Origin of the sequence: Streptomyces sp. NPDC047079 (assembly GCF_040643755.1) — a bacterium.
GTDB lineage: Bacteria > Actinomycetota > Actinomycetes > Streptomycetales > Streptomycetaceae > Streptomyces.
This window is the reverse complement of the sequence record NZ_JBEYUZ010000015.1, coordinates 46,130-71,104: the sequence shown is the minus strand read 5'-3', so window position 1 is coordinate 71,104 and position 24,975 is coordinate 46,130. Positions and strand designations below refer to the sequence as shown.

22 protein-coding genes, 1 tRNA gene and 2 pseudogenes are annotated in these 24,975 nt (G+C 71.9%); 14 read left to right on the top strand and 11 right to left on the bottom strand.

The features are described 5' to 3' along the window. Positions 1-33 precede the first annotated feature (33 nt). Both ABZ823_RS20435 and ABZ823_RS20430 read right to left on the bottom strand, forming a co-directional pair. Positions 34-1,029 (bottom strand): LacI family DNA-binding transcriptional regulator, encoded by a 996-nt coding sequence (locus ABZ823_RS20435; RefSeq protein ID WP_361661951.1) that lies wholly within the window; start codon positions 1,027-1,029, stop codon positions 34-36. Positions 1,030-2,106: 1,077 nt separating this feature from the next. Further along, positions 2,107-2,222, bottom strand: a pseudogene (locus ABZ823_RS20430) (transcriptional regulator); the annotation flags it as partial. A gap of 613 nt (positions 2,223-2,835) precedes the next feature. On the opposite strand from ABZ823_RS20430, the gene ABZ823_RS20425 reads away from it, so the two are divergent. The 3 genes from ABZ823_RS20425 (at position 2,836) to ABZ823_RS20415 (ending at position 4,739) form a co-directional block, all read left to right on the top strand. Continuing rightward, positions 2,836-4,047, top strand: coding sequence for a S8 family peptidase (locus ABZ823_RS20425; RefSeq protein WP_361661948.1), 1,212 nt, complete (start codon positions 2,836-2,838; stop codon positions 4,045-4,047). A 140-nt stretch (positions 4,048-4,187) separates the two neighbouring features. Next, on the top strand, positions 4,188-4,391 hold the full coding sequence (locus ABZ823_RS20420) for a hypothetical protein (protein ID WP_361661945.1): 204 nt from the start codon (positions 4,188-4,190) through the stop codon (positions 4,389-4,391). Positions 4,392-4,505: 114 nt separating this feature from the next. Next, on the top strand, positions 4,506-4,739 hold the full coding sequence (locus ABZ823_RS20415) for a hypothetical protein (RefSeq protein WP_361661942.1): 234 nt from the start codon (positions 4,506-4,508) through the stop codon (positions 4,737-4,739). A gap of 4 nt (positions 4,740-4,743) precedes the next feature. Here ABZ823_RS20415 and ABZ823_RS20410 read toward each other — a convergent pair whose 3' ends face one another. The 3 genes and pseudogenes from ABZ823_RS20410 to ABZ823_RS20400 all read right to left on the bottom strand — a co-directional run bounded on the left by ABZ823_RS20410 (position 4,744) and on the right by ABZ823_RS20400 (position 5,601). After that, a complete protein-coding gene (locus ABZ823_RS20410) occupies positions 4,744-5,181 on the bottom strand; it encodes a pyridoxamine 5'-phosphate oxidase family protein (RefSeq protein WP_361661939.1) in 438 nt (145 codons plus the stop codon). 98 nt (positions 5,182-5,279) lie between these two features. After that, positions 5,280-5,465, bottom strand: a pseudogene (locus ABZ823_RS20405) (CbtA family protein); the annotation flags it as partial. Positions 5,466-5,475: 10 nt separating this feature from the next. Then, complete coding sequence (locus ABZ823_RS20400) at positions 5,476-5,601, bottom strand: hypothetical protein (RefSeq protein ID WP_361661936.1); 126 nt, start codon at positions 5,599-5,601, stop codon at positions 5,476-5,478. Positions 5,602-6,084: 483 nt separating this feature from the next. Between ABZ823_RS20400 and ABZ823_RS20395 the strand changes: the two genes are divergently transcribed. After that, positions 6,085-6,222 carry a hypothetical protein gene (locus ABZ823_RS20395; protein WP_361661933.1) on the top strand — a complete coding sequence of 46 codons (138 nt, stop codon included), beginning with the start codon at positions 6,085-6,087 and terminating at the stop codon, positions 6,220-6,222. A gap of 113 nt (positions 6,223-6,335) precedes the next feature. Here the strand turns inward: ABZ823_RS20395 and ABZ823_RS20390 are convergent, their stop codons facing one another. After that, positions 6,336-6,722, bottom strand: a complete 387-nt coding sequence (locus ABZ823_RS20390; RefSeq protein WP_361661930.1) for a hypothetical protein — start codon at positions 6,720-6,722, stop codon at positions 6,336-6,338. A 150-nt stretch (positions 6,723-6,872) separates the two neighbouring features. On the opposite strand from ABZ823_RS20390, the gene ABZ823_RS20385 reads away from it, so the two are divergent. Next, positions 6,873-11,276 (top strand): HAD-IC family P-type ATPase, encoded by a 4,404-nt coding sequence (locus ABZ823_RS20385; protein ID WP_361661927.1) that lies wholly within the window; start codon positions 6,873-6,875, stop codon positions 11,274-11,276. A 68-nt stretch (positions 11,277-11,344) separates the two neighbouring features. Here the strand turns inward: ABZ823_RS20385 and ABZ823_RS20380 are convergent, their stop codons facing one another. Next, positions 11,345-12,349, bottom strand: coding sequence for a hypothetical protein (locus tag ABZ823_RS20380; RefSeq protein ID WP_361662216.1), 1,005 nt, complete (start codon positions 12,347-12,349; stop codon positions 11,345-11,347). 605 nt (positions 12,350-12,954) lie between these two features. Between ABZ823_RS20380 and ABZ823_RS20375 the strand changes: the two genes are divergently transcribed. The 6 genes from ABZ823_RS20375 to ABZ823_RS20350 all read left to right on the top strand — a co-directional run bounded on the left by ABZ823_RS20375 (position 12,955) and on the right by ABZ823_RS20350 (position 19,819). Beyond that, the gene (locus tag ABZ823_RS20375) at positions 12,955-13,845 is read left to right on the top strand and encodes an LLM class F420-dependent oxidoreductase (RefSeq protein WP_361661924.1); all 891 of its coding nucleotides are present in this window, start codon (positions 12,955-12,957) and stop codon (positions 13,843-13,845) included. Positions 13,846-13,922: 77 nt separating this feature from the next. Continuing rightward, complete coding sequence (locus ABZ823_RS20370; RefSeq protein ID WP_361661921.1) at positions 13,923-14,489, top strand: cysteine hydrolase family protein; 567 nt, start codon at positions 13,923-13,925, stop codon at positions 14,487-14,489. 122 nt (positions 14,490-14,611) lie between these two features. Beyond that, entirely contained in the window at positions 14,612-14,968 is a 357-nt protein-coding gene (locus tag ABZ823_RS20365; protein WP_361661919.1) for a hypothetical protein, read from the top strand. Positions 14,969-15,187: 219 nt separating this feature from the next. Further along, positions 15,188-16,951 (top strand): NAD-dependent malic enzyme, encoded by a 1,764-nt coding sequence (locus tag ABZ823_RS20360; RefSeq protein ID WP_361661916.1) that lies wholly within the window; start codon positions 15,188-15,190, stop codon positions 16,949-16,951. 89 nt (positions 16,952-17,040) lie between these two features. Continuing rightward, positions 17,041-18,888: an FUSC family protein gene (locus tag ABZ823_RS20355; RefSeq protein ID WP_361661913.1), complete on the top strand. Its 1,848-nt coding sequence runs from the start codon at positions 17,041-17,043 to the stop codon at positions 18,886-18,888. 4 nt (positions 18,889-18,892) lie between these two features. Then, complete coding sequence (locus tag ABZ823_RS20350) at positions 18,893-19,819, top strand: LysR family transcriptional regulator (protein WP_361661911.1); 927 nt, start codon at positions 18,893-18,895, stop codon at positions 19,817-19,819. 229 nt (positions 19,820-20,048) lie between these two features. Here ABZ823_RS20350 and ABZ823_RS20345 read toward each other — a convergent pair. Next, positions 20,049-20,122 (bottom strand) — tRNA-Pro (locus tag ABZ823_RS20345). Positions 20,123-20,220: 98 nt separating this feature from the next. On the opposite strand from ABZ823_RS20345, the gene ABZ823_RS20340 reads away from it, so the two are divergent. Then, on the top strand, positions 20,221-20,745 hold the full coding sequence (locus ABZ823_RS20340) for a DUF309 domain-containing protein (RefSeq protein ID WP_361661908.1): 525 nt from the start codon (positions 20,221-20,223) through the stop codon (positions 20,743-20,745). Between the two features lie 56 nt (positions 20,746-20,801). Next, entirely contained in the window at positions 20,802-21,572 is a 771-nt protein-coding gene (cobF, locus tag ABZ823_RS20335) for a precorrin-6A synthase (deacetylating) (RefSeq protein WP_361661905.1), read from the top strand. Here the strand turns inward: cobF and ABZ823_RS20330 are convergent. Next, positions 21,532-22,335 (bottom strand): cobalt-precorrin-6A reductase, encoded by an 804-nt coding sequence (locus ABZ823_RS20330; RefSeq protein WP_361661902.1) that lies wholly within the window; start codon positions 22,333-22,335, stop codon positions 21,532-21,534. The genes cobF and ABZ823_RS20330 overlap by 41 nt on opposite strands. Before the next feature lie 82 nt (positions 22,336-22,417). Here ABZ823_RS20330 and ABZ823_RS20325 point away from each other — a divergent pair, with 82 nt between their 5' ends. Next, the gene (locus ABZ823_RS20325; RefSeq protein WP_361661899.1) at positions 22,418-23,200 is read left to right on the top strand and encodes an HAD-IIA family hydrolase; all 783 of its coding nucleotides are present in this window, start codon (positions 22,418-22,420) and stop codon (positions 23,198-23,200) included. Positions 23,201-23,385: 185 nt separating this feature from the next. On the opposite strand, the gene ABZ823_RS20320 is transcribed toward ABZ823_RS20325, so the two are convergent. Further along, on the bottom strand, positions 23,386-24,444 hold the full coding sequence (locus ABZ823_RS20320; RefSeq protein ID WP_361661897.1) for an LLM class flavin-dependent oxidoreductase: 1,059 nt from the start codon (positions 24,442-24,444) through the stop codon (positions 23,386-23,388). Beyond that, entirely contained in the window at positions 24,444-24,950 is a 507-nt protein-coding gene (locus tag ABZ823_RS20315; RefSeq protein WP_361661894.1) for an SRPBCC family protein, read from the bottom strand. Before ABZ823_RS20315 ends, ABZ823_RS20320 begins: the two co-directional genes overlap by 1 nt. Positions 24,951-24,975: the final 25 nt, after the last annotated feature.

The following is a 24,975-nucleotide window of genomic DNA, read 5'->3' as shown; positions in this document are numbered from 1 at the left end:
CGGTGGGGGCGGCGCCGAGGGCGACCCGCATGCTCATCGGATGTCCTGCGCGGACCTGTCGGCGAACGTGGTGGGGACACGCTGTCCGAGCGCGGCGCGGCCGGCGATGAGGTCGACGAGCCCGCGTACACCGAGCCGGCCGATCGACGACGCGTCGTTGCGGACCGCGCTGATGGGCGGAGAGGCGAACTCGAACCAGTCGAGGTCGTCGAAGGAGACCACTTCGATACGGGCGGCCTGCTCTGCGCCGAGCCGCTCACGCAGGGCGCGCACGGCTCCCAGGGTGGTCAGACCGTTCGCACCGAACACGGCCGTGAACGTGACGCCACGTTCGAGGATGCGGGACATGGCCTCGGCCGCTCCGCCGGCCAGGAAGTCACCGGCGTCGAGCAGCCTGTCGTCGGTGCTGATGCCGTGTGCCTGGCGCCCGGCGAGGTAGGCGGCGCGGCGCTCGGCGCCGGTGGAGATCGAGTCCGGGCCTCCGATGAAGGCGACGTCGCGGTGGCCCCGGCGCTGCAGCCAGGCAAGCACCTGCTGCACGCCCTGAGCGTTGTCCGTGCCGTACAGCGGGGCGTCGACGCCCTCGATCGTGCGGTTGAGGAACACAACCGGCAGCCCGGACGCGAGCATGGCGGCAACCTGCGGCGAGACGGTGCTCTGCGGTGAGAACAGCAGGCCGTCGATGCGCTGAGCGGCGAAGGTCCGAAGGTATGCGTCGGCCTGCTCGGCGTCCTCGTTCGCGTTGGCCAGCAGCACGGTGTATCCGTGGCGGCGCGCCTCCTGCTCTGCGGCGTGAGCCAGCTCGGAGAAGAACGGGTTACGGATGTCCGAGACGAGCAACCCCAGCACATCCGTACGGGCACGCCGCAGCGAACGGGCGGGGCCGTTGGCGATGTATCCCAGCTCGGCGGCGGCCGCGAGCACACGGGCACGGGAGTCGGCCGAAGTCTGACTGCTGCCGCTGAGCACACGGGATGCGGTACCCAGCGCGACGCCGGCTCGTGCCGCGACATCCTTGATCGTGGCCATCCACCCCACCTCCTTATGGAAACGTTTCCATGAACGGAATGAGACTAAGATCGCACATCGATCGCGAGATGAGCAAGGGTCGAAACAAATGCAGCAACGAGCTGCTGCCCCTGCTCGACAGGGCGCCGGCGGTGGACCGCGTCGTCGGACGACCCCGGCGATGACCCTGGCGAGGGTCGGCGAGGGCTTCGATGGTGTCCGTGTCGTGTGCGCGCACAGCTCGAGAGCCCGCTTGCCGAGCATGTCCCTTCTCGAAGCGGACGAGGCGCTTCGTCCCGTTCCGTCATAGAACCTGTGTGCGTGCGCCGGTCACACGGGTCGGCGTGGTGTTCAGTTGGCCGGGGTACCGACCCGCTCCGTCAGAAGGGTGGGGGCGTCAATGCCTGCGGGCAGCAGCGGGTCTGGCTCCAGGTCGTCCCCCGTGACGCGCAGCGGCAGAACGCCTGCCCCAGGCCGAGGCGAGCGTCCGCGTCGGCGCCGTCGTCCGGGGCTCCGGTACGTATCCTGACGAACGCCTCGTCCAGGGGGAGAGCGAGCAGCGCCGTTACGGCGAGTTCCGCATGGCTGGGACGGCGGGCGTAGTCACACTGGCCGGGCGTGGCTTGCTCGGTCAGGCGGCGCAGGCCGGCGAGTTCCCCGTCGGGGTTGCTTGATGCGGACGGCTCCGGGGGTGACGCCGTGTGGCCAAACGCACCGGCGTCGCACCGGGCCGTCAGCTACGGGTTCCCGTCTCACTGGACCGGTATCGGCAGGTGGCCACCGCGCATAAAAGAGTGAGCGATTGCAGCAGGTCGCCTTTCTTCCCACCTCCTGGTCGATGCGGGTCCGGGCGGCCACACAGTCCGAGGAACCGCATCTTCCAAGATCCGGGCCGTTCCCGGGCCGGCGAACCCGCCAAAGCTCAGAGCGGCACCGTCCGCGCTGGTCAGCGACGTGTAACCCCTGTACCACCAGCAGACGAAGAACCTCCTGGTGTCGTACTCGCCGAAGAAGCTGGGCTTCTTCTAGAGGCACGAGAAAAGGCGCCTGATCTGCGTGTTCACCCGTCAGGCTCCTTTCGCTCAGCCGCATTTCGCGGGAGACGTTGCGGACTCGGCCGCGTTCCGGACGCGTGTAGTGGTCCATGCTCACCCCGGCGAGCTGTGCCAGTTCCTTCCGGCGCAGACGGGCAGCCCGACCTCGGCAGGCTTGATCCTGGCCTGCCGAGACTGCGGGGCACCGCTCGTCGAAAACCGTGACGAAGGCCGAGCAACAAGGGCGACAGCGGCGGCGTCGCGCGAGCCGGTTGACGCAGGACATCCCGCACGGTGGTCCCCGGCAACTCGATCAGCGCCTGGGTCAGACGTATCCGCGTGAGCCACGGCTTCGCCTACGCCGATCACCGTAGAGGGCGCCGGCAGTGGTACGGCCGGTGATCGCCGCCTTCCAGGTGCCGACCGTCTCAGGGAACGCAGTCCCGAACGGCGTCAGCCGACGGTGCGGCGACTGAGGCCTCGGTCGACGCGAGGCCGCGGCCAACTCAACGTCTCTTGATCCGACTCGGCCTGCTCCCCATCGCGTGCTGTACCTGATGCACGGCCAGGCACGCCAAGGATCTTGCCTCTTCGCGCACACTACCTCCACCCGCACAGTCACCCCTGACCGCACGCTCACGTTTTGGAGCTCCCTGACTTGGACATGCCATGGTGCAAGGCAAGTACCTGGAGTAACGCCCGGCGGAGCCCAGCGCACTGCGACCGCGTTGAGCCGCGGGAAACACCCACCCTGCCTGCATGCCCCGGTCAACGAAAGGTCACGGTGCATCGTATGAGATCAACCTCCCGTCGACTCCTCGCTCTTCTGCCTACTGCCGCGCTACTCGCGGCCGGACTTCAGTTCGTCGCCACGCCCGCACAGGGCGCCCCGCTCGCCGACCTGCGTCTCGCCCCGCAGGCAACGGCCGTTCCGAACAGCTGGATCGTCGTCCTCAAGGACGGTTCCACCACCAAGGCGGCAACGCCCGCCACGGCCCGCGAGATGGTCGCGGAACATGACGGCAGCCTCGGCCACCTCTACAGCAGCGCTCTCAAGGGGTTCTCGGCGAAACTGACCAAGACCGAGGCGGCGGAGCTGGCGCGGGATCCGAAGGTCGCGTACGTCCAGCAGAACCAGACGATGCGGATCAACGACACACAGTCCGGCGCAACCTGGGGCATCGACCGCATCGACCAGCGGGACCTGCCGCTCAACCAGACCTACACGTACAACACGACGGCCTCGAACGTCACCGCATACATCATCGACACCGGGATCCGCACCTCCCACAGCGAGTTCGCGGGTCGCGCGAGCGTCGGCACCGACACGGTGGGCGGCGGTCAGAACGGGCAAGACTGCAACGGGCACGGCACGCATGTCGCGGGGACCGTGGGCGGTAAGACGTACGGCGTGGCCAAGGGCGTCAAGCTGGTCGCCGTGCGGGTACTCGACTGCCAGGGCTCCGGCACCACCGCGGGCGTGGTCGCGGGCATCGACTGGGTCACCGCGAACGCCGTCAAGCCGGCCGTGGCCAACATGAGCCTTGGCGGCGGCGCCGACACCACGCTCGACAACGCCGTGAAGAGGTCCATAGCCTCCGGCGTCAGTTATTCGATCGCTGCCGGCAATGGCAACATCCTCGGCATGCCGCAGAACGCCTGCAGCACCTCCCCCGCCCGTGTCCCCGAAGCGATCACGGTCGGCGCCACCGACTCCTCCGATCAGCGGGCATCGTGGTCCAACTACGGCACGTGCCTGGACCTGTTCGCGCCGGGCGTCAATATCACCTCGGCGTGGCGCGACAGCGACACCGCCACCAACACCATCAGCGGTACATCGATGGCGACGCCGCACACCGTGGGTGCCGCGGCGCTCTATCTGGCCACGCACCCCACCGCGACGCCCGCACAGGTGCGGGACGCACTGGTGAACGCCGCCACCACCGGCAAGGTGACGAATCCGCTCACCGGCTCCCCCAACAAGCTCCTCTACTCGCTCTTCTGAGCGGGAACAACGACTGGACAAGACCTTGCACCTGGCCGGCCGGAGCTCGAAGGGCCCCGGCCGGTGGTCTTCCTTGTGATCCTCAGGAAACCGACGACACCACGCCCCTTACGGCGCCCACCACCTACGCCTACGACACCTTGGGCCGGAACATCGCCGCAGGCTCCACCTCCCTCGCCTACTACGGCACGGACAACGTCGTTGCCTCCGACGGCACCACGAGCTACAGCCATGATGCCTCTGGCGCCCTGACCACAGAGTCCTCGGCGACCGGCACCACCCTCGCGCTGACCGACCTGCACGGCGACCTCATCGGCCAGTTCCCGGCCCCGGCACGACGCTGACCGGCTCCGCGAGCTACGACCCGTGGGGCGCCACCGCCACACGCTTCCTCCTCCGCCGCGGGTCACTCCAGCGCCACGACGAGGCGTTACGGCATATGTGCCGAGGTCTGGTCGATGTCCTGCCAGCGGCGCTACGACAGGACCGACACCGGCAGCAGGAGCGGCGGCAGCCCGCCGCGCAGCGATCGGCGCCCACGCCATCAAGATCACGGCGTCGATCGACAACCCAGTGACAAGCAGGCCGAACTGGTCGAGAGCAGCCTCACCGAGGCCGGGGTGGACGTGCGGACCGGCGTGCGATCCTGCCGGGCCCGCACCAAGGCGCAGAAGAACGACGAGACGCAGTAGACGATTACGGTCCGACGGAATAACTGAGGTCCTTCGCGGTGAGCGAGGCAGGCGCCAAACGCAGCCATGCAGTGCCTCGTTCGCCCGGATCGTCGTACAGGTAGTGCACGAAGCGTGCGTCCCACAGAGTTTCGTTCGCCCCCAAGTAGCGGGCAAGCTTACGCCGCCCCCTCGGCACGTCGAAGGGCACAAGCTCGGCCTGCCCACGGGCGATCACCTGCCGGACACGGCCCGTCGCGAGATCGCATTCGTCCACCACGAGGGCGATGCTCGGGTCCTCCTGCACACGGTCGAACAACCGCGCCCATGGACCCGTCACGGTCCAGAAGGCGCCCTCTTCCCAGAGAAACCAGACAGGGCGCACCGTCGGCCCGCTCGTCGCGATGCGAGCGGTGAGCGGCTGCTGAAGGAAAGAGTCCACGTCGAAATCGAGAGATGCCACAGCGCCAATCTTCTGGCGCAGCAAGTCACTTGACCACCGACCTACGACCTACGACCGGAGCCCCATACGCCCTCGTCCCCTCAGGGCGTTTGCAGGGTGGCCGGGTACTTCAGGAACGGCACGACGTACACGGCGAGCAGCGCGCAGCCGGACAACGTCAGTGCCGTGGCCCGCGGGCTGAAGCGGCCGACGCGACCGAGGGCGAAGCAGGAGGCGAGCGAGGCGGCAACGCCGCCGAAGGCGACCCCTCAGACCAGGACACCGCCGGCCCGGCCGGCGGTGGTTCCCCGTCGGCTATTCCGCCACCGGTATGGATCGCAGGGTGAGCGGGGTCTCGGACTCGACGCGGGTCAGTGACGGTCCGGCCGGACGTCGTACCGGCGAGCGGTGTTTGCCGAGCCACCGGGCGCGTATCGTCATCGATTCTTCTCCTGTCCTGGACGCATTACGGACCGGTCTCTTTCTCCAGGAGCGTCACATCCAGGGTACGAAGGTGCGAAACACCGCTTCGCGCCAGCGCCCGGCCCGGTCGGAGGCGGACAGCGACTGGGTGGACAGGACGATGGGCACGGGGTCCTCCACGGTCAGCGTGATCAACCGGCGGTGGGAGCCGGTACCGTCATGGCAGCAGCTCCGAAGCCGCAGAACTTCCCCGCCGAACGTCACGGGGTCCGGGCGGTGTCCCCTGCCCCGCTACCGTGGCCTGCGGGCACGACGTCCGCCGGAACGTCCTCATCGCCAGGGCCGTCGCCCTCGGTACGCCCGCGCGGCCCTGGCCGACCTTGACGCTCTTTGTTCACCAAAGCGACATCGAACGTACGGGCGCACGGCACCCATCAACGAGGAAACGGCTGCATGGTCGGATATCGGACATCCGCAACCGAGCACAGAAAGTCAGCCGACATGGGCGAAATTCTTGTAGCCGTGGCCGCGAAGATCGGTCTCGCGCTGGCCGAGACGATCATCCTGCGCCTCGCGTGGCAGCTGTGGGCCGCGTACTCCCGTCACCTGCGCGCGACCGCCGCCCCGGCCACCGCCTGACGCACCGAAGCGTCGATGGATCGAGGCGTGAACGCCTCGATGCCCGACGCGCGACGTGCGGCACCCGGCACACATCGACGTCGCGCGCCGTCAAGTGACAGCGGCCGCCGGCCTCAGCCACCGCTGCCGGTCATGCCATGGCCTTCGCCGTACCTTTCGGTTCTCGATTCGGCATCCTCGCGCCGCTTCCTGCCGCCGCGCAGCAGCCAGGTGGCTCCGCCGACGGCCAGAGCGACCGGCCATTCCAGAGCCCCCGCCACGGCCATCGCGCCGAGACCCCCGTAGAACACGATGTCCTTGGTCGACGGCATGCCGGGCACCCGTGACGTCGCCGCCCTCGCCGTGCTCGCCACGTCGTCCCTGGTGATGTAGGGAAGCTTCAGCGACGGGTGCAGCGTGCGCGTATGGAGGTGCAGGCCGCCACCCTCGTGCGCCTGGGTTTCCCTGGGCTGGTTCTGGGACGTTTCCTGCTGGGAGGTGGTCCCCACTGTCTCGACCATCCCACTGCCCTCCTCTCAGAGAGAGATGTGCGTTAATTCCATTCTCACCCTCTTGGGGCAGTATGAGGATTTCGCCCGATTGAAACCTACGATCTGTGGCTACTCGTGCTACCGGAGTCAACCGCCGGGCCCGGGAGCAGGTGATACGTGGTGGCACTGCCGGGAGGCGCGCTGCTGCGGGCCGTCGTGTCCTCCGCCGTCGCCGTGGTGCGGGGCGACACGCAACAACGCGTACGGCACTTCGACGGGCGCGCGCACGTGGCCGTACGCGGGCTGCGGGAAGGTGACCTCCCCCCGGCCAGGGCCAGGAGGCTCGCCGAGGACGTCGAGCGGCGGCTCGCCGAGGTGCAGGGGGTGGCCTGGGCGGCGGCCAACACGGTGCTCGGGCACGTCGTCATCGCCACCGAGGGCGGGTCCGACGTCGAGGACATCGTCGAGGCCCTGACGGAGACGGTCGAGACGGTCGAGGAGGCCCACGACGTCGATCTTCCTCTGCCCGACCACCCCCTCTCCGGCAGGAGAACACGGCGCGCGTACGCGGCCATGACGCTGCACCTGGCGGCCGCACCGCTGGCCGCCGTGGCGGGCCTGGTGCGTCGCGCTCCCGTCCCGTCCTCGGTCGCGGCACTCGTCCCGCTCGTCGACACGCACCCGCGGCTGCGATCCCTGGTGGACCGGGCGGTCGGCACCGACAACGCCGGACTGCTCCTGGCCGCCCTCACGGCACTGGGCCAAGCGGGCTCCGGCGGAGTCATCGGCGTCGCCGTGGACACCGTCCGGCATGCCCTGCGGGTGCTGGAGGCGACCGCCGAGTGCGATGCCTGGGCCGCGGCCGAGCCGCGCCTTGCGGGCAGCCCCGAGGCTTGCGCCCATCGCGGCGAGCCCCCGCTCCCCCGCGAGACCCCGCTGAGGCACGGACCCGTCGAGCGCTACGCCGACCGGGCGCCCCTCGTGGGGGCGGCGTCCTTCACCGGATCGCTCCTCGTCACCCGGCGGCCCCGCAAGGCGGCCGGCGGCGCGCTGGCGGCCATCCCCAAGGCGCCGCTGCTGGCCCGCGAAGGCTTCGCCTGCGCACTGGGCCGGGGCCTGGCGCACCGGGGGGTCCTCGTCGCCGACTTCCGCGCCCTGCGCCGACTGGACCGGATCGGCACGGTGCTCCTCGACACGGATGTCCTGGCCACGGGATCCCACGTCCTGGCCGATCTGGCGACCCTCGACGGCGACGCGCCCGCGGGAGAACTCGCCGCGCGGGCCCACCGGCTCTTCGACGGTTCCGCACCCGAGCGCCTGTCCCGGGAGGACGAGTGGACGCTCGGGCCCCTCGAGCACCTGCCGCTGGACGGGCGTGCGGACGCGCGGGCCCGGGAGCGACTGGAACGCGAGGGCGCGCGGCTCGTGCTCGGACTGGCCCACGGGCGGCAACTGCGCGCCCTGGTCAGCGTGGTGCCGCAGATGCACCAAGCCGCCGGGGCCTTTGTGCCTGCCGCCCACGCCGCCGGACTCACCGTCGTGGCCACGGGCGGGTACACCCGCGACCCGGCGGTGCGGGAGGCCGACGCGGTGCGCGACACGGACGAGAAGGTGGCCGACGCCGTACGGGCCCTCCAGCGCGACGGCACCGGCGTGCTGCTGGTGTCCGACGACTCGACCGCGCTGCGGGCCGCCGACGTGGGGGTGGGTGTCGCGGGACCCAAGGACTGCCCGCCCTGGGGTGCGGACGTCCATGTGGACGGCAATCCGGCGGCGGCCCTCCTCCTGGTGCAGGCCTGCCGCGGCGCACGCGACAGCGCCCAGCGCGGAGTGCGGCTTGCGCAGGCGTCCGCCGCGGTCGGCGCGACGGCGGCGGTGGCCGGGCAGTCGCGGCGGGCCGCGACACACGGCACGACGGCGTTCAACGCGGCCGCCGCCCTCGGAACGGCGGTCGGCGTCTGGTCGGCGACACGGCTGCTGCGGCGGCCGCTGCCGGTGACCGCCGAGTCCCCGCACCCCTGGCACGCCATGGACCCGGCCACTGTGCTCGTGAGGACCGGCAGCAGGGACGAGGGGCTGACCGCGGAAGAGGTACGGGAGCGGGGCACCGCCCCCGACGAGGAGACGGGGACGGTATCGCTCGGCAAGGCCTACCTGACCGAGATGGCCAACCCGCTCACGCCCGTCCTGGGTGCCGGCGCGGCCATGTCCGCGTCCGTGGGCGCCGTCCTCGACGCCGTCGTCATCGTCGCCGTCACCGGGCTGTCCGGGCTCTTCGGCGGGTTCCAGCGCCACCGGACCGACCGGGCGGTGGCCCGGCTGCGGCGCGAGTCGGCCGTCATGGCGAAGGTGCTGCGCAACGGCACGAGCACCACCGTCCCCGCGCAGAACCTGGCCGTGGGCGACGTGGTGCAACTGAACGCCGGCGACGTCGTGCCCGCCGACGCGCGACTGCTGGAGGCGCACCACCTGGAGACGGACGAGTCGGCGCTCACCGGCGAGTCGCTTCCGGTGGCCAAGGATGTCGCGCCGGTGCTGGCCTCGGACCTCGCGGACCGTACGTCGATGGTCTACGAGGGCACCACGGTCGCGGCCGGCCGTGGCCGCGCGATCGTGGTCGCGACCGGCGGCGCGACCGAGGCGAGCCGGGCCGCGGCGGTCGGCCGGGGTGCCGCCCCCGCCGTCGGGGTCGAGCGCAGGCTGGCCCGGATCACCCGCAGCACGCTGCCGGTGGCGCTCGGTTCGGCCGCGGCGGTGATGGCGGTCGGCACGCTGCGCGGACGCCCGGCCCGGGACACCGTCGGCGCCGGGGTGGGGCTCGCTGTGGCGAGCGTTCCCGAAGGTCTGCCTTTCCTGGTGTCAGCGGCCCAACTGGCCTCCGCCAGAAGGCTTTCCGCGAGGGGTGCCCTCGTCAGGGACCCCCGCACCATCGAGGCGGCCGGCCGCACCGACGTGCTGTGCTTCGACAAGACCGGAACCCTCACACACGGGCGTATCTCCCTCGTGGCCGTCGCGGCGGACGGCGCCAGCAGGCGCCTCGACGCGCTCGGCGACGAGCAGCGCTCCGTCCTCGCCGCCGCGCTGCGGGCGACACCGCGCCCGCACGGCCCGAACGGGCTCGAACACGCCACCGACGGCGCGGTCACCTCGGGGGCGGAGGAGGCGGGGGTGCGGCGGACGACGGGTGCACCGGGCTGGCAGCGCCTGTCCGGTCTGCCGTTCGAGCCGAGCCGCGGCTTCCACGCCACCCTGTGCCAGTCCGAGGGCCACCGGATCCTGTCGGTGAAGGGAGCCCCGGAGGAGATCGTCGGGCGCTGTGCCACCCGCGGCGGCCGACCGCTGGACGCCGAGGGCCGGGCGGACATCCTCGCCGCCGGAGAGAGGCTGGCGGCGGAGGGCCACCGTGTGCTCGCGGTCGCGGAACTCCGGGACGCTCCCGAGGGTGACCTCACGGACGAGGCCGTGCAGGGGCTCGACTTCGCCGGTTTCCTGGCGTTCGCCGACCGCGTGCGCAAGACCGCCGCTGCCGCGGTGCGTCAACTCGCCGACGCCGGCGTGCACATCGTGATGATCACCGGCGACCACCCGGGGACCGCCGGCTCGACGGCCGCCGAACTGGGCGTCCTGAACGGCAGGCGCGTGGTGACGGGCGCAGAGCTCGACGACCTCGACGACCCCTCGCTCGACGCGCTGCTGCCCGACGTCGGCGTCGTCGCGCGGGGCACCCCGGTGCACAAGGTGCGCGTCGTGCAGGCGTTCCAGCGCCTCGGCCGCACGGTCGCGATGACCGGCGACGGCGCCAATGACGCGCCGGCCATCCGGCTCGCCGACATCGGGATCGCGTTCGGCAGGCGGGCCACCCCGGCCGCACGGGCGGCGGCCGACCTGGTGGTCACCGACGACCGGCTGGAGACGGTACTGGCCACCCTGGTGGAGGGACGCGCCATGTGGGCCTCGGTACGCCGGGCACTCGCGATCCTGGTCGGCGGCAATCTCGGAGAGATCGCCTTCACTCTGCTCGGTGCGGCCGCCACCGGCACCTCGCCACTGACGGCCCGTCAACTACTGCTGGTCAACCTGTTCACGGACCTCGCGCCGGCCATGGCCGTGGCCCTGCGGCCTCCCCCTCCCGAGGCCGCCGAACGCATGCTCCACGAAGGCCCCGAGGTCTCGCTCGGTACCGCGCTGACCGAGGAGACCGTGTGCCGCGCCGTGGCCACCACCCTCGGCGCGACCGCCGCGTGGCTCCCCGCGCGGCTCACCGGGCGCGGCGCCCGCGCCCGCACCGTCGCCCTGATCGGGCTGGTGTGCTCCCAGCTCGGCCAGACGCTGTTGGCCGGGGGCCTGAGCAGGTCGATCGTCGTCTCCTCCGTGGGCTCCCTGGCGGCGCTGGCGGCAGTCGTCCAGACCCCGGTGCTCAGCCAGTTCTTCGGCTGTACGCCCCTCGGCCCCGTCGCCTGGGCGATCGCCCTGTCCGCGGCGGCCGCGGCGACGGCGGTCTCACCGTTCCTTCCGGCCCTGGTGCACCGCCTCCGCACCTTGGCGGCGCGACCGCAACCGCGTCCGGCCACCGCAGTCGGGTAGCCGACGGCCGTGGGCGTCCCTCCCGCGGCCGAGGGAAACCCGGACCGTCGCGGCGGCCGTCCCACGCCTCACGGCTGCTCCGGGGCCGCCCTGCGGAGCGCCGCGATACAGGTACCGATGGCCGTCTGCAACTGCTCCAGACGCTGGAGCATGTCGTCCTCGTACAGCTCGTCGAGGTCCTCCGCGTCGTCCAGGGTGAGTTCCTCGAAGACCTTCGTCGCCCGCTGGAGGCTGCCGTAGAACTTCGTACGGCGTTCCTGTCGGCGCAGTTCCGGGTCGGCCTCGACGGCCTGGACCACGAGTTCCTTCACCGTGTCGTACGCCTCGGCGGCCCACTGTCCGGCATCCTCGCCGTCGTCCAGCTCATCGATGAGGGACAGATGGCGCTCGGCCTCCGCACGGAGTCCGACGGGCGCGTCGATCGTCTGCCCGGCAGGCGTCCTGACCTGCCCGTTCTCCACGATCTGCCGGACGTAGCCAATGCGGTCCGCGGCCCGGCTCTCGGTGGCCACCGCCTTCTTCAACTCGTCGGTGCGGGCGACGTCACGGGCCAGTTCCGTCTGGAGGACCGGGTCTTCCCTGAGCCGGTCGAGAAGCGCGGCCCGGGCGGTCCGCGCGGTGGCGGGGTCGGCGAGGATGGCGGCCCGCAGCGCGGTGGGGTTCTCGGCGACCTCCAGCGCCTTGGTCGGCCGGATGCCCTCGGCCTCGGCCGCCGCGGCGATCGCGGTCCCCCGCTCGGAAAACGCGCTGGAGCGCGGCGTGTAGTACGCGTGCCACACGTCGGAGTCCGGCAGTTCGATGTCCTGGCCCGGGACCAGGATCTCGAAGTGCGGGACCAGGCCGTCGTCGGCGGCCTTGTCCCACGCCTTGTAGTAGCGCATGATCCGCTCCGGGGAGCACCCCGCCAGCTCGGCGAACCTCTTGGCGGAGATCTTGGGTGTCTCGCCCGCCGGCTCTCCGCCGGGCCGCACGCTGCGCGCCACCTTCAACGCGAAGGCCCAGCCGCCGGTCCGGGCGTACACGCCGAATTCGCGGGCGTCCCGGGCCACCGCCTCGGCCACCTCGGGCTCCACCGGGACGGAGGCCGCGTCACCGGCCGCCGCGGGCTCCGACGGGACAGGGGCCGCGTCACCGGCCGCCGCGGGCTCCGGCGGGACAGGGGCCGCGTCACCGGCCGCCGCGGGCTCCACCCAGTACCCGTCGCCGTCGGGCTCCGGCGCGATGACGGGCGCGTCCCCGGGCGATGCCCCGGGTGCGGGCCGCTCGTCGGGCGAACCGGCCGTGTCGTACGGGGGGATCGCTACGGTCACAGGGACTCTCCCGGGCGCTCGCGGACTGTGGGGACCGAGGCGAGCAGCCTATATGAACCCCTTGCCATGGCTTTGCACCTCCGCGCCCCCACCCCTGCACCCTCGCTGCGGCGCTCCGGTAGCACCAGGCGACCTGATGCGGCGTCAGGGACGGTGCCGCGCGGTTCTTGCGAAGTCAAGGGGCACGCCGTGCGGGGACGGGACGCGGCGGATGCCAGGGGGCCGAGACTCCCTGTGAGGTACCTCCGGCGTGGAATACGCCGCAAATCCCGGCCGTTGGGCTCTCCTGTAATCCAGGTGATCACCGATCCAGGTGATCCTGGACAGGACGCAGTACCGAATACCGGAGTACGGAGGAACCGCAACTCATGGGCGACGTCACGGGCATCGACCGCGCAGGCTCCCTGAAGGAAGCCGTCGGGCGGTACGGCATCTGGAGTATCGGGCTGCGTGCGGAGGATGCGGCCAGGCGCGGGGAACTCGCAGAGGCCGCCGCCGAGCTGGAGGAACTCGGCTTCGGAGCGGTCTGGCTGGGCGGCAGCAGCACGGTACGCCACGCGGTGCCGCTGATCGAGGCGACCTCGCACCTGATCGTGGCGACCGGCATCCAGAGCATCTGGCAGTACGAGGCGGCGGAGACCGCGGCACACTTCGCCGAGCTGGAGAAGACCCACCCGGGGCGCTTCCTCCTCGGACTCGGCGTGAGCCACGCCAAGATGGCCCAGGAGTACCGCCGCCCGTACTCGGCCATGGTCCGATATCTGGACGCCCTGGACGCGGCGGGTGTGCCGGCCGGGCGCCGCGTCCTCGCCGCGCTCGGTCCAAGGATGCTGGAACTGTCCCGGGACCGCGCGGCCGGCTCGCACCCCTACCTGGTCACGACCGAGCACACGGCCAGGGCCCGCGGCATCCTGGGGGACGCGCCGCTCCTCGCGCCGGAGACCAAGGTGGTGCTGGACAGGGACCCGGACAGCGCCCGGGCGACGGCGCGCGAGACCCTCGCCTTCTACCTGGAGCTGCCGAACTACACCAGGGCCCTCGCGCAGTTCGGCTTCACCGAGGACGACTTCGCCGACGGCGGCAGCGACCGCCTGGTCGACGCGCTGTTCGCCTGGGGCGATGACGACCGCATCCGGGAACGGCTGGAGTCCTTCCATGCGGCGGGCGCGGACCATGTGGCCGTCCAGGTGGTCCACGGCGGGCCCCGCGACGCCCTCCCCCGTGACGCCTGGCGCCGCCTGGCGGAGCTGCTGCGCTGAAATCCCCTCCGCGTTGTCGGTGGCCGCCCGTACGGTGGGGTTCGATGTGGCCCCACCGAGAGGAAAGCCGAGTCCCCATGACAACCCTGCCCGACCGGCCGAACACCGCGCTGCTCGTCATCGACGTCCAGCACGGGGTGGTGGCCGGCGCCCACAACCGTGACAGCGTGATCGAGAACATCAACACCCTGATCGGCAAGGCGCGGGCGGAGGACGTGCCCGTGGTCTGGGTGCAGCACTCCGACGAGGACCTCGAACGGGGGAGCGAGAGCTGGCAGTACGTGCCGGAGCTGGTCCGCCACGACACGGAGCCGCTCGTCCACAAGCGGTACGGCGACTCGTTCGAGGACACGGAGCTGGAGGCGCTGCTCGCCGGGCGCGGAGTGGGCAGCCTCGTCGTCACGGGCGCCCAGACCGACGCATGCATCCGCTCGACCCTCCACGGGGCCCTCGTACGCGGGTACGACGTGACGCTCGTGGGCGACGCGCACACCACGGAGGACCTCACCGCCTACGGCGCGCCGTCCCCGGAACAGGTGATCGCGCACACCAATCTGTACTGGAAGTACCAGAACGCCCCCGGCCGCCGCGGGGGCACCGTGGACACGGCGGACGTGAGCTTCACGCCGGCCGAGGCGGGCTGAGCGACGACGGGCCCGTAATCGGGGATCTCGAGCGCGATCTCGCGCACCGGCTGTTCGATCGCGACACGCACCACGTCACGCTCGCCCCGGCCGGATCGGCACTGCCGCCGATCGCGCGAGACGTGCTCGAGCAGGTCCACTCCATACCCTGGCGGCTGTGCGAGGCGATCCGCCCCCGGCGCAGCACCGCGCTCATCGGCATGCCCCCCGGCGTGCACCTACGGCTGCGGGCGGGCGCCGAAGCGCTCGCCGAGCGGGTCCGCGAGCGGTACGAGCTCAAGCGCCGGCCCGGCGTCACCCCCGCTCTGGTCCCCGCCGTACGCGAGGGCAAGGTCGCCCTGACACTGGCGCGGCTCCCGGTCAGCGGCCGGGCACTGGGCCAGGTGCTCCTCATGTCGGAGCGACTCGGCGCGGTCGTGCCGGCCGACCGGTTCGCCAGCCGTTCACGGATTTCCACCCCCATCTGGACACCGCCCTGATGTGGCTCCGCGACCGCGCCGAGGGCGGCGACCTGCAAGAACTCATCGAGGCCGCCCGCGAGGTCTTCGCCGAACCTCTCCGAACCCGACACCTGGCGATGGAGAGCCGCCGGTCAAGATCGCGCGGTCTGCGCCGCCAGGCCGCCTCCGCGAAAAGCGCAGGTCAGACACTCTCATTCTCTGCAGTCATGGATTCCACAGTTCTCAGGCATTGGACGCATGCCGCGTGTTCGCCGACCCTGGTTGTCATCCGGTTCCAAGGCCGACAGGGAGTCGATCGTGAGCACGAAGTGGAACGCGGCGGAAGGCCGCCTCGAGACCACCGCCCGTGGGCGTGCGGTGCTGAACGACCCCCGTCTGAACCGGGGCACCGCCTTCACCGAGCAGGAGCGCCGGGAGCTGGGCCTCGTGGGACTGATCCCGCCGCAGGTGCTGACCCAGGACCAGCAGGCGGCACGCGCGTACGAGCAATACCGAGCGCAGCCGACCGACCTCGCCAAGAACGTCTACCTCACGGCATTGCACGACCGTAACGAGGGACTGTTCTACCGCCTCATCGGTGATCACCTGGCGGAGATGCTGCCGATCGTCTACACCCCGACGGTCGGCACGGCGATCGAGCGCTACAGCTACGAGTACCGCCGCCCCCGCGGCGTGTACCTGTCGGTCGACGCGCCGGAGGACATCGAGCGGTCTCTGCGCGCCACCGGTCTGGGCCCGGACGACCTCGACCTGATCGTGGCCACCGACGGCGAGGCCATCCTCGGCATCGGCGACTGGGGCGTGGGCGGCATCGACATCGCGGTCGGCAAACTCGCCGTCTACACCGCCGCCGCCGGGGTGCACCCCCAGCGGGCGCTGGGCGTGATGCTCGACGTCGGCACCAACCGCAAGGAACTGCTGGAGGACCCGCTGTACCTCGGCAGCCGGCACCCACGTGTGGACCGGGACACGTACGACGCTTTCATCGACGCCTATGTCACCGCCGCGACGAAGCTGTTCCCGAACGCCATGCTCCACTGGGAGGACTTCGGCCCGGCCAACGCCCGCCGCATCCTGGATCGTTACCGCGAGAACGTCTTCACCTTCAACGACGACATCCAGGGCACCGGCGCCGTCAACCTCGCCGCCGTGCTCGCCGGTGTCAAGGCCAGCGGCGTCCCCCTGCCCGAGCACCGCATCGTCGTCTTCGGCGCCGGCACCGCCGGCATCGGCGTCGCCGACCAGCTCCGAGACGCCCTCGTCGGGAACGGCCTGTCACCGCAGCAGGCCACCGCCCGCATCTGGGCCGTCGACCGCCAAGGCCTGCTCACTCAGGACCAGGACGGCCTGCGCGACTTCCAGGTCCCCTACGCCCGCCGCACCGCCGAGGTCGCCGACTGGCGGCACGACGAGGAACTCGGCGGCATCCCGCTCGCCGAAGTCGTCCGCAGGGCCCGGCCCACCGTCCTGATCGGAACCTCAGGCCAGGGCGGCGCCTTCACCGAGGACATCGTCCGCACCATGGCCGCGCACGCCCGGCGCCCGATCATCCTGCCGATGTCCAATCCGACCCGGCTGGCCGAGGCCGTCCCCGCCGATCTGCTCGCCTGGACCGAGGGCCGTGCCCTGATCGCCACCGGCAGCCCCTTCGCGCCCGTCCAGTTGGAAGGCACCACCTACGAGATCGGGCAGGCCAACAACGCCCTCGTCTTCCCCGGTCTGGGCCTGGGCGCCATCGTCGCCAAGGCGGATCGCGTCACCGACCGCATGCTCGTCGCCGCCGCCCACGCGGTCGCCCGGCGGACCCGGCCCACCGAGCCAGGCGCAGCGATCCTGCCCCGCATCGACCGGCTGCACGACACGTCCGTCGCCGTCGCGGTCGCCGTGGCCCACGCCGCCGCGCACGACGGCGTCTCCCACGCCCCCGTCGACGACGACATCGAACAGCGCGTCCGCGCCGCCGTGTGGCAGCCGGACTACCCGCCCGTCAAGGCCGTCTGACCCTCCCCTCCATCAGCTTCCTCTCATCACTTTGCCGCCGATCACGAATCTGATCGCTGGCCCCGCCCGCCCCGAAAGGACACGGCCGGATGGCCCAAGCAGCGAACACGCCTCGGGGACGCGCACCGCACACGACCCCGAGGGCACGGCTGCGCCACCGCCTGATCAGCACCGTCGGCGCCTTCCCGGTCGCGGCGGCGCTGCGGGGGGCTGTCGCCCTCGCCCTCCCGCTGCTCGCCGGGGTGGCGACGGGACGCACGACTCTCGCGGTGATCGCGGCGATCGGCACCCTGTGGGGAGTCAGCCAGGACGGCTCCGACCCCTACCGGACACGGGCGCGACGACTGTGCTGGATGGGGCTGGCCAGCGCCCTCGGGCTCCTCGCCGGTGAACTCGCCCTGCGCACCGGCCAGACGGCGGCCGTGACCGTCTGCCTGGTCGTCTGCGCCCTGGTCGGCGGCGCGATCAGCCTGCGGGAACGGACCGCCTCCGTGGCCGGCATGCACCTCCTGCTAGGCGCCACGATCGGCGGCGGCATCCCGGTGCCCGGACCGTGGTGGCAGGCCCCGATCGCCCTGCTCACCGGTGTCGGCCTCATGCTCGTGCTGTCCGCGACCCCCTGGCTGTGGCGGCGCCACCTTGTCGAGCGGGCCGCCGTACAGGCCGTCTACCGGGCCGCCTCAGAGGCGCTCGCGGCGGCCGGAACCGGGGCCGCCGAGGACGCCCGGCGACGGCTCACGGACGCCCTGGACGACGCCCACCACATGATGGGCCGTTACCTGACATCCGCTGGCCCGCGCCGCCTGGACCCGGAGGCCGACCGGCTCCTCAGGGCGTTCCGCGTCGCCGCGCGGCTGGGAGAGGCGGTGACCACGCTGTTGTGGGAAAGGCGTCCGCTCCCGGCGACCGTGGTGAACATGCCCCTGCTGATCGCCCGGCGGCTGCTGCCGGACGACAGGGACGCGGCCGTACAGCAGCTGCTCCCGGACGACAGGGACACGGCCGTACGGACGCTGCCTGACGCCCCGCGCCCGGCTGCACCTGTGCCGCCGGCCGCCGATCCGGACTCCCCGGGCCTGCGCGCCCTCGCCGATCTGCGCACCGCCGCCGACGCCGAACGGATCGACGACGTGGCCCTGTCACTTCCGGCGCGTCCCCGGCAGAGCCGGTCGGTACACCTGCGCTACGCCGTCCTGTTGGCGACGTGCGTCCTGGCCGCACAGCTGTGCGCCCTGCTGCTGGACGGTCCACGCGGCTACTGGCTGCCGATGACCGTCGCCTTCGTCTACCAGCCGGACTTCGGCCCCCTCTTCCGCCGGGCACTGCACCGCTGCATCGGCACCGTCGTGGGCGTGGCCGCCATCGGCACGGTGTCCCTGCTGACCGAGAGCACCTACGCATTCATCGGCGGGGTGGCCCTCTTCGGCGCCCTCATGGCCGTCGGTGTGCGCCATCACTACGCCGTGGCCACGACGGGCCTGACCGCGATCGTGTTCGTCCTCGTCGACCTGCTCGGCGACCACCGGGCGCTGTACGGGCCGCGCATCCTGGACACCGCTGTCGCGTCCGCCATCGTGCTCGTCGCGCACTTCGCCCTGTGGCCGCGCTCCACTGCCGGCCGCGCCGACGCCCTGACCGAGGCCGCTGTGGCCGCGGCCCGCCGCTACCAGGACCTCGCCCCGACTGCCGCGCCGACCCAGCGGCACGCTCTGCGCCGCGCCGCCTACCACCAGCTGGCCGAGGCGCGACGGGCGGCCGCGAACGCACGTCGTGAACCGGTCCGGCCCGGGCATCGGCTCCCCGACTGGGAGCAGACCGTCACCGAGGCCGAACAGCTCTGCGACACCGTGACCGCCCGGTCCCTGTCCGTGCGCTCCCACCCGCGGTCCCTGTGTGGAACGCCTGGAGATCCGGTGACCGATACGGCGGCAGAATGAGGTAATGGATCTGCAAGTGCTGCGCTCCTTCCAGGCCGTGGCCGAGGGCGCGACGGTCACCGACGCCGCGGCGGAAGCCCGCGTCACCCAGCCCGCCCTTTCCCGCGCCCTGAACCGGCTCGAGGACGAGGTGGGTGCGGAGCTGTTGCAGCGCGTCGGCCGGGTGCTGCGCCTCACCCCGGCCGGACGGGTGTTCAAGGAGTACGTCGACGCCGTACTGGACAGCTACGACCGCGGGTGCCGGGCGGTGGCCGAGGTCGTCGACCCGGAAGGCGGCGTGATCTCGCTGGCCTTTCTGCACACGCTGGGGACCTGGCTCGTGCCGAGGCTGGTGACCGGCTTCCGGGAGGCTTCCCCCCAGGTCCGGTTCGAACTGCACCAGGCCGACGAGAAGGGCCTCACCCAGCGTCTCCTCGACTCCACCGCGGACGTGATCATCACCAGCAGGGACCCGGGCCACCCCCTCATCAGATGGCGGCGGCTGCTGGTCGAAAGCCTGTGGCTCGCCGTCCCCCTCCGGCACCGCCTGGCCCAGCGGCAGCGGATCCGGCTCGCCGAGGCGGCCGCGGAACAGTTCATCATGCTCAAGCCCGGCTACGGGCTGCGGAGCGTCACGGAAACGCTGTGCCGGCAGGCCGGCTTCAGCCCGCTCGTCGGCTTCGAGGGCGAGGAGGTCGAGACCCTGCGCGGCCTGGTCGCCGCCGGCCTGGGGGTGTCCCTGATCCCCTTGTCCCGCGAAGCCGCAGGCGCCCAGGAGACCAACCCGGACCTGCCCATCCGCTACCTCGAGGTCACGGATGTGCACTCCGCCCGCGACATCGGCATCGCCTGGCTGGCCGCGCGCACCCTACCGCCGGCCCCTCAGCGGTTCGTCGACCACGCGCTGAGCGTGACGGCCGACGCGAACCCGGCGGGTGCGGCCCCGGGCTGACGGCAGCCTCGTCGGCCGTGCCGTTGCGGGGGCACGAGGCGCAGCCGCGGTGTGTGTCCGGTGCCGGGGTGTGGCCGGCCAGGCATACCCCTGGCCGGCCACTGCCTCACGACGACGTCGGCTGATGTTCGTGGCTTCCGTAGGACGACGGCCTCCGAAAACGATCGAGGGCCCCGTCTCATCGAAGTGAAACAAGGCCCTGACCTGGGCTCGAAGCCCTCTTGCACCGTCGGGACGACAGGATTTGAACCTGCGACCCCTTGACCCCCAGTCAAGTGCGCTACCAAGCTGCGCCACGTCCCGGTGCGTCTCCCGCGGTGGCCCGCGTGATCGCGCTTACAGAACTCTACCCCACGCCGGGAACTGCCTCGAAGGGGCGGGCGGCGGGGGACAATCGGGGTATGAACGACGCATCGGAACCCGGACCGGGCCGGAAGCGCGACCGGGACGCGGAGGGACGGGCCCGCAACGCCCGGCCGCGGGACGGACTGGGGCGGCCGCTGCCGTACGGTTCGCCGGGCGTGGCGCGCCAGCCGGAAGGCCTCACACGGACCCCGCAGGACACCGTCGACGAGGCACAGGCGCTGCTGGACGGGGGGCGGCCCTTCCATGCCCACGAGGTGTTCGAGGACGCCTGGAAGACGGGGCCCGTCGAGGAGCGTGCCCTGTGGCGGGGGCTCGCCCAGCTGGCGGTCGGCCTCACCCATGCGGCCCGCGGCAACGCGTCGGGCGGTGCCCGGCTGCTGCGGCGCGGTGCCGGGGCCCTCGAGGAGTGGGCGAGGGAGGTCGGCCAGGAACGGCCGTACGGTATGGAGGTGGCGCAACTGATCGCCTGGGCACGGGAGTCGGCGGCGGTCGTGGAACGGGAGGCGACCCCGCTCGACGCGCGGGCCTGGGCGCCCCGGCTGCGCGGGGAGCGGCGATAGGCGGACCGGGGCAGGGGTGTGCGCGGGCTGTCGGTGGCGTACGGCAGACTCGGGGCGTGCGAAAGATTCATGTCATCGGCATAGGGGCGGGCGACCCCGACCAGCTGACCCTGCAGGCGGTCAAGGCGCTGAAGAGCACGGACGTGTTCTTCGTGCTCGACAAGGGCGAGGTGAAGTCGGACCTCGTGCGGCTGCGCCGTGAGATCCTCGACGCACATCTACCGGACGGCACATACCGCCTGGCCGAGGCGCGCGACCCCGAGCGGGACCGGGCCGCGGGTGGCGCCGCCTACTCCCCCGCCGTCGGCGACTGGCGCTCGGCGCGCGCCGACATCTACGAGCGGCTCATCACCGAGGAGCTGGGTCAGGACGACACCGGCGCCTTCCTGGTCTGGGGGGACCCCGCGCTCTACGACAGCACGCTCGGCATCCTGGAGGAGGTCCTGGCGCGCGGCACGGTGACGTTCTCGTACGACGTGGTGCCCGGGATCAGCAGCGTCTCGGCACTCGTCGCCAGGCACCGCACGGGCCTCAACCGGGTGGCCCGGCCCGTGCAGATCACCACGGGACGCCGCCTGTCGGAGGGTTTCCCGGAAGGGGTCGACGACGTGGTCGTCATGCTCGACGCCCACCAGGCCTTCCGGCAGTACGCCGACCAGGACATCGACATCTACTGGGGCGCGTACATCGGCACCCCGGACGAGATACTCGTCTCCGGCCCCTTGGCCGAGACGGCGGAGCGCATCGAGCGGCTGCGTGCGGAGGCCAGGGAACGCAAGGGCTGGATCATGGACACGTATCTGCTGCGCCGGCATCCACCGGCTTAGGCTGCGGCCGGCCGTTGCCGCCGGGGCCGAGCCCCAGCCGGGCGAGTGCTTCCGAGACGTCCGGCACCGCGGTGACCCCCTCGGGCAGGGGCGGACGACGTACGACGACCACCGGGAGCCCCCGTTCCCGCGCCGCCGTGAGCTTGGCCGCCGTCGCCGCTCCCCCGCTGTCCTTCGTCACCAGCACCTCGATGCCGTGCGCACGCAGCAGCGCGGTCTCGCCCTCGACCGTGAAGGGCCCCCGGGCGAGCACCACTTCCATGTCCGGCGGCAGGGGCGGCTCGGGCGGCTCCACCGACCGTACGACGAAGTGAAGGTCCGTCAGATGGGCGAAGGCCGCGAGGCCCAGCCTGCCGGTGGTGAGGAACACCCGTCGGCCGAGTGGCGGCAGCAGCGCCGCCGCGTCGGCCATCGAGGCCGCCTCGTGCCAGCGGTCGCCGGGGCCCGCGCACCAGCCGGGCCGGCGCAGTACCACGGCGGGGACACCGGCGGCCGCCGCGGCCCGCGCCGCGTTCGCCGTGATACGGGCGGCGAACGGGTGCGTGGCGTCGGCCAGCGCGTCCACCTGGTGCGTGCGGATCCAGGCGGCCAGCCCCTCCGCGCCGCCGAACCCGCCGACCCGTACGTCCCCGTCGGGCGTCTTCGGCCGGGACACCCGCCCGGCCAGGGAGGTGGTCACCCGCACGCCGGGACGGGCCGCGAGCGAGGCGGCCAGTTCGCGTGCCTCGGCGGTGCCGCCGAGGACCAGGACGTGGCGGGACATGGCCATGAGGGTACGGGCTGCCCCGGCTCCCTCCTCCCGCGGCCTCACGGCGGTCGGGCCCTTCGCTCGCTAGGGTCCTGGTATGGATGCTGTGCGCGCCGTCCTCATCGACATCGACGGGGTCCTCACCGTCTCGTGGCAGCCCCTGCCGGGCGCGGTCCGGGCGCTGCGGGAGATCCGCGCGGCGGGCATCGCCGTCGCCCTGGTCACCAACACGACGTCCCGCACCCGCGCGTCGGTCGCCGAGACCCTCTCAGGGGCCGGTTTCCCGGTGTCCGCCGAGGATGTCCTGACCGCGCCCGCCGTCACCGCCGGGTATCTCGCCGACCGCTGTCCGGGCGCGCGCTGCTCGCTGCTCAACAGCGGTGACATCCGGGAGGACCTGGTCGGCGTCTCGGTCGTGAACGACGAGGAGACCGTCCCGGACGTCGTGCTCCTCGGCGGGGCCGGACCCGAGTTCGACTACGCGGCGCTCAACCGCGCCTTCGGCCATCTCCAGCGCGGTGCGCGGCTGGTCGCCATGCACCGCAACCTGTACTGGCGCACCGACGAGGGGCTGCAGCTCGACTCGGGGGCGTTTCTGGTCGGCCTGGAGCGGGCCGCCCGGGTGGAGGCCGAGGTGACGGGCAAGCCGTCGCCCGCGTTCTTCGAGGCGGCGCTGACCCGTCTCGGGGTCGGCGCGAACCAGGCGCTCATGGTCGGCGACGACATCGAGAACGACGTGCTCGCGGCCCAGCGCGCCGGGATCACCGGGGTGCTCGTCAGGACCGGCAAATACCAGCCGGAGACCCACCGGGCCGCGAGCGGCGAGCCCGACCACGTCCTCGACTCGTTCGCGGACCTCCCCGCGCTGCTGCGCCGGTGAGGGCGCATCCCGCGCATCCCATGGCCGGTGACCCGCACACCACGGGTCGGGGTGTGCGGTAACCGTGGAGTGCAGCGCACACCGGCCCCGCTCCGGCACCTTGCATTTGGGAAGTGGACGAGCTGTTCGGGCGGGACGAGGGGCGCGATCGGCTGAGGGCAGCCCGCGTCGACCGTCTTGGATCGTCAAGACGCGCCGTCCACCTCTCGTACCAGTTCGATCGCCCTGGCCAGGGTGGCGAGCCGTGCTTGCAGGGTCTCCCCGGCCGGGTACAGGCGCACGGTGTCGACGCCGGCGTCGCGCCACACCCGGAGCCGCTCGCGCACCATGGTCTCGGTGCCGATCAGCGTCGTACCCAGTACCATCTCGTCGGTCACCAGCTCTGTCGCGCCGTCCCGGTCACCGGCCCGCCACCGCTCGCGCACCTCCGCTGCGACCTCGGCCCATCCCTGGCGGCTGTAGGCGTTGTTGTAGTAGTTGGTGGACGCCGAGCCCATGCCGCCCAGGCTGAAGGCCAGTTCCTTCCTGCGCCCAGCGATCATCGCGCCGAGGGCCTCCTCATCCGCCGCGAAGGCGACCTCTGCGCCCTGGCAGACGTCCAGGGCGGCGCGGGCCCGGCCGCTGCGGGCCAGACCGTCGTCGAGGTGGGTGAAGTAGGCGTCCTCCGCACCCTCGGGTACGAAGCTGGTTCCCAGCCAGCCGTCGGCTACTTCGCCTGTGAGCCGCAACATGGCCGGCGACAACGCGGCCAGATACACAGGGACTCGGTGCTCGGCCCGCATCGACAGCCGCATCGGGACTGCTTCACCGCCGGGCAGCGGGATGGTGAACTCCGTGCCGGAGTAGGAAAGTTTGCCGCCGCCGAGCAGCCGCTGGACAATTTCGACGGTTTCCCGCATACGGCGCAGCGGCCGGGCGAACGGCACTCCGTGCAGCCCTTCGATCACCTGCGGGCCCGAGGCGCCCAGGCCGAGCAGGAAGCGTCCGCCGGAGAGATTGGACAGCGTGATGGCGGTCTGCGCGACGGCGGCCGGCGTGCGTGTGCCGAGCTGTATGACGCCGGACCCCAGGAGCATCCGGTCGGTGAGCGCCGCGTAGTAGCCCAGCGCGGAGGGAGCGTCGGAGCCCCAGGCCTCGGCGACCCAGCAGATGTCCAGGCCCAGTTTCTCCGCCTCGACGACGAAGTCCGCCGTCTCGGCCCAGTGCTCGCCGCCCGAGGCCTCGATCGTGGTGGCCGTGCGCATTACGCCTCCGCCCGCTTCTTGATCTGCTCGAGGGTCAAGGCGATGTTCCGCTCGAACTCGCGCAGCCGCACGAACACGATCTTCTGTTCCTTGTCCGGCATCCTGTCGATCGCGAAGGACAGCCCGGAACGACCCGGGCCGAGCTGCACGCACTCCGACAGTTCCGTCCCGCCGTTCTCGGCCCGAAGGCGGAAACGCCAGATCGCGGAGGGGGCGGCGGGGTCTTCCACGGCCCAGGCGAGAAGCCGTTGCGGTTCGCACTCGATCACATGTGAGGTCGTCGACCACTCGCCGAACGCCTCGTGCCTGCTGTGGCCGACGAACCTGGCGCCCACGGTAGGTGCGTCGGCGCCGTCGAGCCAAGCGACCGACTGGAGTTCCTCACTCATGGCCGGCATCAAGGCGATGTCGGCCACCAGGGCCCACACCCTTTCCGGCGGGGCGTCGATCCAGGTCCGCACCTCGACCGTGGGTTTGTCCGCGTAGCGCGCGCCCGTCCACTCCACGTCCACCGGCCTCCTCGTCTCAAGG

Excerpts from the sequence above, each read along its gene's own strand:
- ABZ823_RS20435 (WP_361661951.1), bottom strand. The coding sequence starts at position 1,029 with ATGGCCACGATCAAGGATGTCGCGGCACGAGCCGGCGTCGCGCTGGGT.
- ABZ823_RS20425 (WP_361661948.1), top strand. The coding sequence starts at position 2,836 with ATGAGATCAACCTCCCGTCGACTCCTCGCTCTTCTGCCTACTGCCGCG.
- ABZ823_RS20415 (WP_361661942.1), top strand. The coding sequence starts at position 4,506 with ATGTCCTGCCAGCGGCGCTACGACAGGACCGACACCGGCAGCAGGAGC.
- ABZ823_RS20400 (WP_361661936.1), bottom strand. The coding sequence starts at position 5,601 with ATGACGATACGCGCCCGGTGGCTCGGCAAACACCGCTCGCCGGTACGA.
- ABZ823_RS20395 (WP_361661933.1), top strand. The coding sequence starts at position 6,085 with ATGGGCGAAATTCTTGTAGCCGTGGCCGCGAAGATCGGTCTCGCGCTG.
- ABZ823_RS20390 (WP_361661930.1), bottom strand. The coding sequence starts at position 6,722 with ATGGTCGAGACAGTGGGGACCACCTCCCAGCAGGAAACGTCCCAGAAC.
- ABZ823_RS20375 (WP_361661924.1), top strand. The coding sequence starts at position 12,955 with ATGGGCGACGTCACGGGCATCGACCGCGCAGGCTCCCTGAAGGAAGCC.
- ABZ823_RS20370 (WP_361661921.1), top strand. The coding sequence starts at position 13,923 with ATGACAACCCTGCCCGACCGGCCGAACACCGCGCTGCTCGTCATCGAC.
- ABZ823_RS20360 (WP_361661916.1), top strand. The coding sequence starts at position 15,188 with ATGCCGCGTGTTCGCCGACCCTGGTTGTCATCCGGTTCCAAGGCCGAC.
- ABZ823_RS20355 (WP_361661913.1), top strand. The coding sequence starts at position 17,041 with ATGGCCCAAGCAGCGAACACGCCTCGGGGACGCGCACCGCACACGACC.
- ABZ823_RS20350 (WP_361661911.1), top strand. The coding sequence starts at position 18,893 with ATGGATCTGCAAGTGCTGCGCTCCTTCCAGGCCGTGGCCGAGGGCGCG.
- ABZ823_RS20340 (WP_361661908.1), top strand. The coding sequence starts at position 20,221 with ATGAACGACGCATCGGAACCCGGACCGGGCCGGAAGCGCGACCGGGAC.
- ABZ823_RS20330 (WP_361661902.1), bottom strand. The coding sequence starts at position 22,335 with ATGTCCCGCCACGTCCTGGTCCTCGGCGGCACCGCCGAGGCACGCGAA.
- ABZ823_RS20325 (WP_361661899.1), top strand. The coding sequence starts at position 22,418 with ATGGATGCTGTGCGCGCCGTCCTCATCGACATCGACGGGGTCCTCACC.
- ABZ823_RS20320 (WP_361661897.1), bottom strand. The coding sequence starts at position 24,444 with ATGCGCACGGCCACCACGATCGAGGCCTCGGGCGGCGAGCACTGGGCC.